Below are 12,999 nucleotides of genomic sequence, written 5' to 3' on the forward strand. Positions count from 1 at the left end.
CCTTGCGGGAGGGGAGGGCATCCGAATGCGTGAGGCCCTCCCTCGCCGCAGGATTCAGAGTTCTTTGATTCGGATGTTGCGGAACCGGATGCCGGGCCCGTGCCCGAGGAGTCCGATGTGCCCGCGTTTGTTGAAGAGTCCGGGATGGTTGCGTCCGTCGACCGTATAGGGGTTCTTGTTCGATCCGTCGGGAGCGACGTTGTGTCCCTTGCAGGCCGTGCGGATGTTTCCGTCGAGGATCACCTCGCCGTTCACGGTGACGGTGATACGGTCCCCTACGGCGCGGATCTCCTCGGTGTTCCAGGTGCCCAGTTCACCGAACACGACGTGTTTCTGTGCGGGAATGATGCCGTACACCGAGCCGTGCTGCTGGTAGATGCGCAGGTTCTTGTAGATCGGAGCGTCGTGGTCGAGGATCTGTATCTCCATGCCGTGGTAGGCGGCATCGACCCCCATCGGGGTACGGATTCCGATGCCGTTGTTCACGCCCTCGCGGACGAACGAGAACTCGAACCGCAGGACGAAATCCCCGTACTCCTTGACGGTATAGAGGTTCCCGCTGCCTCCGAACTGTGCCGTGACGTAGATCGTGCCCTCCTGCGGGACGTAGTTGGTCTTGTTTCCGGTCCACTTTTCGAGCGAGAGCCCGTCGAAGAGGAGTTCGAAACCCTCCTTCGCCTCGTCTTCCGGGAGTTCAAACCGCGGGATGGCGGCATAGCGCGCCAACAGTCCCTTGATCTGGTCGACGGCATATCCGGCATCGGGGTCGTTTTTTGCGAGTCCGGCATAGATCGTCCGGGCCTTTTCGAGCGCATCCACCACGCTTTCGCCGCCCATGCCGGGGTTCCGGGCCGCGATGCTCTTGACGGCGTAGGCGGCGGACTCTCCGGTTGCCGGATCGTCGAGGTATGCCGCGGCGATGTTCAGGGCAGGCAGCGAGCCGGTTTGGGCCAGGGCCCGGAGGAGTTTGTTCCGGACCTGTGCTCCGGGTCGGAGATCGAGCCCTTTGCGGTAATACTCGACCTGTCGGCCCGGCTCGGCTGTGGCGACGAAGTCGGCATAACGCGCGATGGCGGCATCGGTCCAGCGGGGATTCTGCCGGGCCAGCTCATGGAGCACATCGAGCATGGAGGGGTTGTCGACCGTGAGCAGGGCCTGGAATGCGGCCTCGGGGTCGGATGCGGCGAGCAGGTCGTCGATGGCCTGCCGGGTTCCGGCGAAGGCCAGCAGGGGGTAATAGCGCGTTTTCTCGGGTGCACTCTTCAAATGCTCCGCAACCCGTGCATAACGGGCATCGGGCTCCTGTGCGGCAAGCGCGTTTTTCAGCGCCGCCTGATAGTGGGTCACCTCTTTTTCGGACGCCTTGTCGAGCAGCGCGCAGAGCCGGTCGAAATCCCGCATCGTGCAGATCCCGGCCAGCGCCTCGATCGCGGCGTTGCGGACCTCCCCGCTGTCGGAGTCGAGGCGGTCAAAGACCTTCTCCGCCGCGGCCGAGATACGGCGTGCGGCGATCAGTTTCAGTGCGCGGACCTGAATCCCGGGAGTGCGGTCGAGAGCTGCCATGAGCCCCTCGTTCACCGATCCGTTGAATGCCGCGAGGGCGGCCTCGGCTTCGGCGGCATGGGGGCCATCCAGCGCGGCGATCAGGGCTTCGAGGGCCTGTTGGCCGCCGATCCGCCCTGCGGCGCGGATGGCAGCCGCAGCGAGTTGGTCGTCCGAGGATCCGATCAGCGGCGTGATGCGTCCGATCTGTGCCGCGGCATGGCGTTCTCCGAGCCAGTTGACCAGATCGGTGCGTGCCTCGTCGTCCAGTGACGGGATCCGTGCGGCCAGTGTGGCGCAGAGCTCCTCGTCGGCAAAATCCCGGGCGAAGTCAAACGCTGCCCCGCGGTATTGGCGGTTGGGATCCTCGAGTGCCTGAACCATCCGCCGGGTGCGTTTGCCGACGTCGTAGCGGAGCTGCAATTCCAGCGCTGCGATCCGTATATTGGTTCGGATGGCGGCCTTCGTCAGGGATTTTGCGGCAGCCAGCACCTGTTTCGTCTGTCCCATCTCGGCGAGACGCCCCAACAGCCGCAGGTAAGCCTCCGGGGCGTCGCTCGTCCCGGAATCATAGTCCGCAGCGGCCGCCGCATCGGCCAGTACGCGGAGCGAGGCCTTGCTTCCGCAGCATCCCAGGGCGTGATAGACGGCGTTGCGGGTTTCACCGTCGCACTCGCCGGCCCAGCGGAGCAGCGTCGGCTCTGCCGCCGCGACTCCTTTTGCTGCAGCGGCCAGCGCCAGCCGGGCGTCGGGTCGTTCGCTGTTGCGGATCAATCCGGCCAGGATCTCCTCACTGCCCGGAGTGGAGATCAACCCCCGGATGGCCACATCGGCAAGGTATTCGTCATGGGCGTATGCCTCGAAGAGCGGGGCATCCTCCGCCGTGGAGCAGAGCTGGAGCAGCGAAAGCAGGAAGGCCCGGTTGGGATTGTCCGTGCATGCGGCGATGCTCTGCGCGAGCCCTTGCCGCACGGCATTGCGGGCCTCTTCGCGTCCTTGTTCCGTTACGTAGTGGACCACGCCGCTGAGCGCATATTCCACCGGGGCGTTGGAACCCTCGGCTGCCGGGACGAGCATGCCGGCCATTTCGCGGATGCCGACGCTTCCCGTGGCGGCCAGCTCCTCCATCATCTCGTTGTACTGTACAGGGGTCTGGGCCGGGAGTTGAGCCAGGGCGTCGGCAATGATCGTCGAGAGCGTCCGTTGTCGGGCATCCCTCACCTCCTGGGCCCCGGCGAACAGTGGCAGGAGCAGCCCGCCAAGCAGTATGATGAACAGTTTCTTCATGGTTTGCAGATTTTGACGGTTGGCTATCAGATTTTCCAGGGCGCACGCATCGGCTGGTCGATGAGTCGGTTTGCGGCGTCGTCGCCGATGAAGAGCTGGGACTCGGGGTCGAAGTGCAACGTGCGGTTCAGCCGCAGGGCGCAGGCGCCCAGGTTGACCAGCGTCGAACTCCGGTGCCCCTTGGCCTCGTCGAGCGTAAAACGCTCCCGCGTGCGGACGCAGTCCAAAAAATCGGTGTTCTGCGGCTCCGGGTCGGGCATCTCGGCCAGTTTGTTCATGATGTCGGGAATGGTGCACTCGAAACCCTTGTAGACCTTGCCTTCGGGACCTTCGATGTAGGGAACCTTTCCCTCGCTCTCGAAGCCTTCGCCTTCGAGCACGATCTGGCATCCGTCGTCGTAGGTGTAGGTGATCTTCCGCCAGATGCCCACGGCGTCGGGGTGCTGCTGCGGAGCGTCCACCTCGATCTTCACCGGCGAGGTGCCGTCCTTGCCCAGCAGGTACTGGACCGGGTCCATGTAGTGCTGCCCCATGTCGGTAAGGCCACCGCCGTCGTAATCCCAGTACCCGCGGAAGGTCTGGTGCGTGCGGTGGGCGTTGTAGGGCTTGTAGGGTGCGGGCCCGAGCCAGAGATCGTAGTCCAGCGCCTCCGGAACGGGCTGCGGAGCAAGGTGCTCCTTCCCGACCCAGAAGAATTTCCACGTGAAGCCCGTGGCTCCCGAGATGGTCACTTTCAGTGGCCAGCCGAGCAACCCGCTGTCGATGAGCTTTTTGAGCGGCTGCACCGTGGTCCCGAGTCCGTAGAAGGTGTCCTTGAAGCGGAACCAGGTGTTGAGCCGGAAGATCCGGCCGTTCTGCCGGACGGCCTCCACGACGCGCTTGCCCTCACCGATGGTGCGGGTCATCGGCTTCTCGCACCAGATATCCTTCCCGGCGCGGGCCGCCTCGACGGCCATGATCCCGTGCCAGTGAGGCGGCGTGGCGATGTGGACGATGTCCACGTTCGGGTCGTGGATCAGATCCCGGTAGTTATGGTAGGCTTGCAGCTTCTGCCCGAATTTCTGCTGTCCCAGCGCCACGGCGCTGTCCAGATGGTTCCGGTCCACGTCGCAGACGGCGACCAGACGGCATCGCGCGTCGCTGGTGAAGTGGTAGCTCGAACGGCCGATGCCGCCGACGCCGATGATTCCTTTGGTGAGTTGATCGCTCGGGGCGATGTGTTTCGGACCTCCCAGAACCCAGCGGGGTACGATCGTGAAGAGCGTTGCGGCACCCGCGGCCTTGAGAAATTCCCTGCGGTTGAGTCCCATGTCTTTTGAAGTTTTGCGGTGGTTGTTCGTGTTGTCAGAGTGTCGTGAGTTTCAGGTTCCGCCATTGGACCTTGATGCCGCCGCCGTCGTGGATTTGCAGCGCGATGCGGCCCTGTGCGTCACCGATCTTAGCGTCGTGCAGGTCGCTCATGGGCTCGCCGTTGAGCCAGGTCTGGACATGGTCGCCCTCGACGCGCAGACGCAGCGTGTTCCAGTCGCCCTCTTTGAGGAGAGACTCCTTCTCTTCGGGAATCTCCGACAGCCAGCCCCGTCCGTAGGATTCGTAGATGCCGCCCGTATCGTTGCCCTTCGGCGCCACCTCGCACTGCCAGCCGCGGATCTTCACCGGCGGCAGCACGAACGACCGGAAGAAGAGGCCCGAATTGCCGTTGGACTGCTGGCGGAACTCGACCGTCAGATCGAAATCGTCGTAATAGGCGCGTGTGGCAAGGTAGCCGTATTGCTTGTCGGGACCGCTCTCGCAGACGAGGTTCCCCTCGGCGTCGACGTACCACTTCTCCGTGCCGTAGATCTCCCAGCCCGTAAGGTCGCGACCGTTGAAGAGCGTGATCTCACGGCCTGCTTTGCGGGGCAGCTCCTTGATCTTCAAATTGCGGAACGAGGCCGGATAACCGTGGTCTTGAAGGCAGATCACACCCCGGTGCGCCAATCCGTATTCGGGTGCGTTCTCCCACTTGCCGCTGTGCTTGCGGGCGAACCAGTCATCCGTCCAGGCCTCGAATTCGAGGATTTTGCGGCCGTTGAGCCAATGCTCGACGTGCCCGTTGTCAAAGACGATGCGCGAGGTGTTCCATTCGCCCTGCGGGTTGACCTGCATGGCCGACTTGTCGGGCAGATACATCGCGTAGTCCACGCCCAGACGCTGCCACTCTTCGAGCTTCGTCGGTGCGTTGTCGGCCTCCCACCCCGCTTCGTCGATGAGCTGGTATTCCGGACCGGTGACGTAGGGAACCTCGAAGTTCGGATCCTCCACCACGTGGTAGAGCATGCCGCTGTTGCCGCCCGGGGAGAGTTTCCAGTCCCAGTCGAGAATGAAGTTTTCATACTGTTTTTTGGTGACGATGTATCCCGTAAGGTCGCTGCCGTCGCCTGCGGCCTGGATGCAGCCGTCGACAACGTGCCACGGCATCGTCAGCGAGTCGCCGTTGAAGTCTTTCCATTGGTCGAGCGTCTTCCCGTCGAAGAGCAGCTGCCAACCCTCGGCCTGCTCCTCCCGGGTCAAGGTATTTTGGGGCGTCGAACAAGCGACAAGGGACAAGGATAATCCCAAAAGAGAAGCAGTTACCTCTGCAACATATAACTTCATAGTCTTAAATGTTTATTTGTTAAAAATTATATTTAAAAAAACCGTTGGTGGAATTAAAGACATAAAACTTTTATGGAGAAAAGGATGCGCATATTATATTTAGTAAATTAGATGTGCTCAAACATCTGATTTACATATACCGTATGCGCAACTTATATGCAATATTCGCAAAATATCTGGACATCTGCAAACAAAAAGCAGGAAATTTAGTCAATGAACAAGGTAATGTGCCCCGTCCGGGCGGGAAAATCTGCGCACTTACAATCCTACAATATATTAAGTTAAGGCTCTTTTGTTGTCCATGTAATATCATTTACCGAGGAGGCTAAATAGCTTGTATTGGTCATCGCAGAGAATAGCGGACAGATCTCGTCCGTTGTGAGGTCGTACCTGCGAAATGGGATGATTTTTTATAATAACTATTACATATTCGATATATTTTCCGGTACTTTTTGATTGTAAACAGAATTTTTTGCTATATTTGCAATAGTTCGTAAAAGAGATTCTCATTCAGGCCGCCGTTACATCAATTGTTGAATTTAAGCCAGATCGATGATATAACGAATACCCTCACTTGGTTATGAAACTGCGAATCGCATGCTTGCTGTACGTATTGGTTTCTACTGCTTCAATGGAAGCAGCACCGCTATGGCTGCGCTATCCTGCCATCTCTCCCGACGGTTCGCAGATCGCCTTTACCTATAAAGGCCGCATATACGTCGTTTCTGCAAATACCGGAGGGGGGGGGAATTTTGCCCGTTCTGTAACATCCGGTGAAAGTTACGCCTGTTATCCCGTCTGGTCGCCCGATTCGAAGATTTTGGCCTATGCCAGCGATCGGTACGGTAATTTCGACATCTTTACCATTCCTGCCTCAGGGGGTGTTCCCACTCGCATAACTGCGAACTCGGCCCAGGAGACGCCTTTCGCGTTTTCGAACGACGGCCGCAGCATCTATTTCGGGGCTACCATTTCCGATCCGGCGCAGAGCGCGCTCTTCCCGAAAAGTTACATGGAGGAACTTTACCGCGTCAGCGTCCGGGGCGGCCGCTATGAGCGCGTATTAGCCACGCCGGCCCAGTGGATATGCCTGAGCGACAACGGAGAATCATTTCTCTATCAGGACCGCAAGGGCGGGGAGAACGAATGGCGCAAGCATCATACCTCTTCCGTCACCCGCGACATCTGGAGTTACGATATCGCATCGGGCAAACACACCCGTCTGACAACTTGGGAGGGTGAGGACCGCAATCCCCGATACTCACCGGATAACCGATCCGTCTATTTCCTGAGCGAGCGCAGCGGAAGTTTCAATGTCTGGAACATGCCTGTCGATAATCCGTCGGAAGCCCGCCAGGTAACCTTTTTCAAGACCCACCCGGTGCGTTTTCTGTCGATTTCCCGCGACGGAACGCTCTGTTTTGGTTACAACGGCGAAATCTACACGATGAGCGGTTCCTCCGCGCCCCGAAAGCTCGACGTAGCGATCGTGCCCGAGGAACCCGCGGATAAGTACGCACGGCTACCGGTCAAGGAGGGCCACGACGCAGTCGTCTCTCCCGACGGAAAACAGATCGCGTTCGTTTCCCGCGGCGAGATTTTCGTAACATCGTCTGCTTACAACACGACCCGGCGCATCACGACATCCGCAGAAGCAGAGGAGAGCCCTGTCTTTGCTGCCGATAACCGCACGCTGGCCTACGCTTCGGAACGCGACGGTTATTGGAACATATACACGGCGACGATCGTTCGGGATGAAGACCCCGATTTTCCGAATGCGACGATACTCGAAGAAAAACCGCTGTTCAAAGCCGGGAAAATCGACCGGACATGCCCGCAATACTCCCCCGACGGAAAGGAACTGGCTTTTGTCGAAGAGCGTTGCCGGCTGATGGTTCTAAACCTCGCCAGCGGCAAGATCCGCAGGATCACCGACGGCGAACGGTCGTATTCCACCGACGGAAGTATGGATTACGCATGGTCCCCCGACGGCAAGTGGTTCGCCCTGAGCTATACGGGCAACCGTCACTATCCCTATTCCGACATTGGCCTCGTTAGCGCCCAGGGCGGCCCGATCCATAACATCACCAACACGGGTTATTTCGACAGGCAGCCGGTATGGTCGCCGGACGGGAACGCGATTCTCTTCTCGTCGGACCGCTACGGCATGCGCAGCCACGCTTCGTGGGGATCGCTGTATGACGTGATGGCCGTATTCCTGAATCGCAGGGCCTACGAGATCGCGCAGATGGACGAGGAGGAGTACGCATTTTACAAGGAGTCCGAAAAGCGTTCTGCTGAGGACGGCGATACAAAAGATCCCGAAAAAGAGAATGATTCCCCAAATTCTCCGAAAGATATTGTCGTGGAACTGGCCGGTATCGAGGACCGCATCGTACGTCTCACCCCCTTTTCCGGGAACCTGCGTGGATACACGCTCGACAAAAAGGGTGAACATCTCTATTATTCGATGTCGTACGGAGCCGCCTACGACATTTGGCAGCTGAACCTGCGCAACCGGGAAAACAAGGTGCTGCACAAAGGACAGGGCGGCGCGCTCGCATGGGACGAACGGATGGAAACGCTCTTCAGCTTCGGACGCGGCATGAAGAAGTTCAAGAACGGGACCGGTGCGGTGGAAACCGTACAGCCCAGCGGTGTCCTGCAACTCGACCGGCGCGCCGAGCGGGCCTATATGTTCGACCGCATCCGCCGGCAGGAACGGGAGCGTTTCTATGAGGAGTCGATGCACGGCGTCGAGTGGGAGGGCCTGTGCCGGAATTACGAACGTTTCCTGCCTCATATCGACAACGACTACGATTTCGCCGAGATGACCAGCGAATTGCTCGGAGAACTGAACGTCTCCCATACCGGATGCCGTTACAGCCGCCCGGCGAGCGACGATGACGACGCCACGGCCGATCTGGGGCTGATCTTCGATTTCGACTATCGGGGCGCTGGCCTGCTCGTGGCGGAGGTGGTCGCGGGAGGACCGTTCGACAAGGCGTCGTCGGAGGTCAGGGCCGGGGATATCGTGGAGCGAGTCAACGGACAGGAGATTCCGGCGGGAGCCGATTTCTATCCTTTGCTGAATCACCTGGCCGGACAACGCACGCTGGTTTCACTCTACCGGCCCTCGACCGGAAAACGCTGGGACGAAACGGTCGTCCCCATCTCCCAAAGCGCGCTGTCGAAACTGCTGTACAAACGTTGGGTAAAACGGCGGGCCGCCGATGTCGAACGGCTTTCGAACGGCCGTCTGGGATATGTCCACATCGAATCGATGGGCGATGCCAGTTTCCGCACGGTCTACGCTGACATGCTGGGTCGTTACAACCATTGCGAAGGAATCGTCGTCGATACCCGATTCAATGGCGGAGGGCGGTTGCACGAGGACATCGAGATATTGCTCAGCGGGGAAAAATACCTGACCCAGGTCATTCGCGGCAAGGAGGCCTGCGACATGCCCAGCCGTCGGTGGAACAAGCCGTCGGTCATGCTCACGTGCGAAGCGAACTACTCGAACGCCCATGGAACCCCCTGGGTGTATCAATACCGTAAAATCGGCAAAGTGGTGGGAATGCCGGTCCCGGGAACCATGACGAGTGTGTCGTGGGAGCGGTTGCAGAATCCCGCCCTTGTTTTCGGAATCCCGGTTGTCGGATATCGAACGGCAGAGGGAAAGTATCTTGAAAATTCGCAATTGAACCCCGACATCACAGTCGCAAACACCCCCGAAATGGTGGTATGCGGTCGGGACGAGCAGTTGGAGCGGGCTGTAAAGACACTCATTGAGCAGATCGACGCTCCTGCCGGGCACCGGTATCGATGATCGTACCCGTGTACGTTCTTGCCGAATTGTCCACGGGTATGCGGTCATAGCAATTCCAGTCTTCGAAACTCCTGCGAGTTCTCATAAAACAATTCATTTCATTTAACCCAAAAGCAAAACGATGAAAAAGATCTGCATTCCGTTATTGCTTTCCCCGCTCATACGCCACGCGGGGAAGCGAACTCATTCAGCCCGAAAATCGATGGCCAACAGTATCGTTGCGGAAGTGACAGCGAGTCGTAGGCATACACCGCTGAATCGATCGGGAGGACTGTCCAAAAGTTCCTTTTATTCCTAAGGGCCCGGATCAGACCGGTCTGCAAAGAGAGGTCTTTTCCATGAACGGTATGCATTATTTCAATTTCAATTCCATATGATTAGAAAATTACTCGTATTGTTATCGACGGTTTTCTGCATAACGGCAGCTTCAGCCCAGACCCAGACGGTCAAAGGCCGGATCGTCGATGAAAACAACGCACCCGTCATCGGTGCGACCGTTGTCGTCAAAGACCGCCCGACAATCGGCACTTCGACCGATGTCAAAGGCGAGTTCGTCCTCGCGGGGGTTCCTCAGAAGGGGAAACTCCAGATCTCTTACGTCGGCTACAAAACGCAGGATGTGGATATTTCAACATCGCTCATCAAGGTAAAACTCGAACCCGACTCCCAGGCTGTCGAGGCCGTTGTGGTGACGGGTATGACGAAAATGGACAAACGTCTGTTCACGGGAGCTGCCGACCAGTTAATCGCCGATGACGTGAAGCTGGCCGGTATGGCGGATATCAGTCGCGGTCTGGAAGGACGTTCGGCGGGAGTATCCGTTCAGAACGTCTCCGGTACGTTCGGCACAGCGCCGAAAATCCGCGTGCGTGGAGCCACCTCGATTTACGGCAGTTCGAAACCGCTGTGGGTCGTCGATGGCGTCATCATGGAGGATATTGTCGATATTGACGCCGATGCCCTCTCCTCGGGCGATGCCACAACGCTTATTGCATCGGCTATCGCCGGGCTCAATGCGGAGGACATCGAAAGTTTCAATATTCTGAAAGACGGTTCGGCTACCTCGATTTACGGAGCGCGAGCCATGGCGGGTGTGATCGTCATCACCACCAAGCGCGGCCGTGCCGGCGTCAGCAGCATCAATTACACCGGTGAATTCACCTACCGCATGATCCCGTCCTACAAGGATTTCAACATCATGAACTCGCAGGATCAAATGTCGGTGTACATGGATATGCAGCGGAAAGGATGGCTCAACCTCGCCGAAACCGTCACCGAATCGGAATACGGTGTATTCGGTAAAATGTACCAGCTTATCTCGGCGGGGCAGTTGCAAAACGACGATGCGAGTACCGCGGCATACCTGCGTGGGGCAGAATACCGCAATACGAACTGGTTCAAGGAGTTGTTCAACAATAACATCATGCACACCCACTCGGTGAGCCTCTCGTCGGGTACCGAAAAATCGACGTACTATGCTTCACTGAGCGCCATGAGCGATCCGGGCTGGACGAAGGCCAGCAAAGTGGAACGCTACACGGCAAATATCAACGCCACCTACAACATCTTCAAGAACCTGTCGCTGAACGTGATCTCGAACGGCTCCTATCGCAAGCAGGAGGCTCCCGGAACCCTCTCGTCGGCAACCGACTACGTAACGGGCGAAGTGAAGCGTGATTTTGACATCAACCCCTATTCCTATGCCCTCAACACTTCGCGGACGCTCGACCCCAAGGAGTTCTACACGCGCAACTACGCGCCCTTCAATATCCTGCATGAGTTGGACAACAACTACATCGACCTTTCGGTCGTCGAGACCAAATTTCAGGCGGAACTGAAATGGACGCCTGTCGAAGGGCTCGATCTGAGTGCCCTGGGAGCCGTGAAGTACCAGGCTTCGACCCAGGAGCATAATATCACGGAGGCTTCAAACCAGGCGGTTGCCTACCGGACGGTTGATCCGACCACGGTCCGGGATAAGAACCCCTACCTCTACACCGACCCGGACAACCCCTATGCCGTACCGGTAACGGTTTTACCCGTCGGCGGTATCTATGAGCGGACGGATAACAAAATGCTCTCGTATGACTTCCGGGCTTCGGCCACCTACAACAAAACGTTCAACAACACACATATCATCAGCCTCTACGGCGGTATGTCGGTGAACAAAATCGACCGCCACAACACCTGGTTCCGCGGTTGGGGACTCCAGTACGACATGGGTATGGAGCCTTATTACGATTACCTCGTCTTCAAGCAGGGCATGGAAAACAGCAGCAAGTACTATACGATCGGCGACTCGTTCTACCGCGAGGTGGCGTTCTTCTTTAACGGCACTTATTCCTACAAGGGACGTTACACGATCAATGGTACATACCGCTACGAAGGGACCAACAAGATGGGCAAGAGCCGCAGGGCCCGCTGGCTGCCTACGTGGAACATTTCCGGAGCGTGGAACGTCCATGAGGAGCGTTTCTTCGACCACATCCGGCCGGCGTTGTCGCATCTTTCGCTGAAAGCCTCCTACTCGCTGACCGCAGACCGCGGTCCGTCGTACGTCACCAACTCACTGGCCGTCATCGAAGCGACGACTCCCTGGCGTCCGTTCAGCGGCGACAGTGAAACCGGACTTGAAGTCTCCAGTCTCGAAAATGCACAACTCACCTACGAGAAGAAGCACGAGTTGAATCTCGGCCTCGATGCGGGGTTTGTCAACAACCGCATCAATCTGGCTTTCGACTGGTACAAGCGTGACAATTTCGATCTGATCGGAACGGTTACGACACAAGGCATCGGCGGCGAGGTCTCCAAATACGGCAATGTCGCCGAGATGAAGTCGAACGGTGTCGAACTCAGTCTCTCGACCAAGAACATCCAGACCAAGAACTTCAGTTGGACGACCAATTTCATCTACTCGCACATTCATAACGAGGTGACCAAACTCGAAACCTCGACACGCGCGATGTCGTTAATTTCCGGTACGGGATTTACCATGGAGGGGTATCCTGCGCGTTCGCTCTTCTCGTTCCAGTTCGCGGGACTAAGCGAAACCGGTCTGCCAATGGTTGTCAATACGGAGGGTGAGGTCAGCTCCACATCATTCAACTTCCAGGACAGCAATGAAGACCATCTGAAAAAGAACCTCGTTTACTCGGGCCCTGTCGATCCGACTGATCTGGGTAGCTTTGGTAATATATTCCAGTATAAGGGCTGGCGTCTGAACGTCTTCATGACCTACTCGTTCGGCAACGTTGTCCGGCTCGATCCCGTCTTCAGCGGCTCCTATTCGGACCTCGACGCCATGCCGCGTGAGTTCAAGAACCGTTGGATGATCGCCGGCGACGAAGCGTACACGAATGTTCCCAGCATTGCATCGAAGCGCCAGCTGCAGCTGGACTCCTCCATCAAATACGGATACAGCGCCTACAACTATTCGACGGCACGCATCGCCAAGGGCGACTTTATCCGCATGAAGGAGATCTCGCTGTCGTACGACTTCCCGAAGAAACTGATTTCAAAGATTCGTCTCTCGTCGCTGTCGCTCAAACTGCAAGCCACCAACCTCTTCCTGATCTATGCAGACAAGAAACTCAACGGTCAGGACCCGGAATTCTACAACACCGGAGGCGTCGCAGCTCCCGTTCCGCGTCAGTTCACGCTCACGGTACGAATCGGTTTATAAACTCCGGCCATTCCAACTA

At 57.8% G+C, this 12,999-nt stretch carries 5 protein-coding genes and 1 pseudogene; 3 read left to right on the forward strand and 3 right to left on the reverse strand.

What is annotated here, in order from left to right:
- Nucleotides 1–54: 54 nt before the first annotated feature.
- Genes ABGT65_RS11810 through ABGT65_RS11820 form a run of 3 tightly spaced genes read right to left on the reverse strand, consistent with a single transcriptional unit; the run spans nt 55 to nt 5,466 of the window.
- A complete protein-coding gene (locus ABGT65_RS11810; protein WP_346702405.1) occupies nt 55–2,829 on the reverse strand; it encodes a DUF1080 domain-containing protein in 2,775 nt (924 codons plus the stop codon).
- A gap of 26 nt (nt 2,830–2,855) precedes the next feature.
- The gene (locus ABGT65_RS11815) at nt 2,856–4,139 is read right to left on the reverse strand and encodes a Gfo/Idh/MocA family oxidoreductase (protein ID WP_346702407.1); all 1,284 of its coding nucleotides are present in this window, start codon (nt 4,137–4,139) and stop codon (nt 2,856–2,858) included.
- Nucleotides 4,140–4,173: 34 nt separating this feature from the next.
- Nucleotides 4,174–5,466 carry a DUF1080 domain-containing protein gene (locus tag ABGT65_RS11820; RefSeq protein ID WP_346702409.1) on the reverse strand — a complete coding sequence of 431 codons (1,293 nt, stop codon included), beginning with the start codon at nt 5,464–5,466 and terminating at the stop codon, nt 4,174–4,176.
- Between the two features lie 92 nt (nt 5,467–5,558).
- On the opposite strand from ABGT65_RS11820, the pseudogene ABGT65_RS11825 reads away from it, so the two are divergent.
- The 3 genes and pseudogenes from ABGT65_RS11825 to ABGT65_RS11835 form a co-directional block, all read left to right on the forward strand.
- A pseudogene (locus ABGT65_RS11825) lies at nt 5,559–5,702 on the forward strand (IS982 family transposase); the annotation flags it as partial.
- A 344-nt stretch (nt 5,703–6,046) separates the two neighbouring features.
- A complete protein-coding gene (locus ABGT65_RS11830; RefSeq protein WP_346702411.1) occupies nt 6,047–9,298 on the forward strand; it encodes a S41 family peptidase in 3,252 nt (1,083 codons plus the stop codon).
- A gap of 373 nt (nt 9,299–9,671) precedes the next feature.
- Nucleotides 9,672–12,980, forward strand: a complete 3,309-nt coding sequence (locus ABGT65_RS11835) for a SusC/RagA family TonB-linked outer membrane protein (RefSeq protein WP_346702412.1) — start codon at nt 9,672–9,674, stop codon at nt 12,978–12,980.
- Nucleotides 12,981–12,999 lie beyond the last annotated feature (19 nt).

The sequence above is a fragment of the uncultured Alistipes sp. genome (genome assembly GCF_963931675.1).
Classification (GTDB): Bacteria; Bacteroidota; Bacteroidia; order Bacteroidales; family Rikenellaceae; genus Alistipes.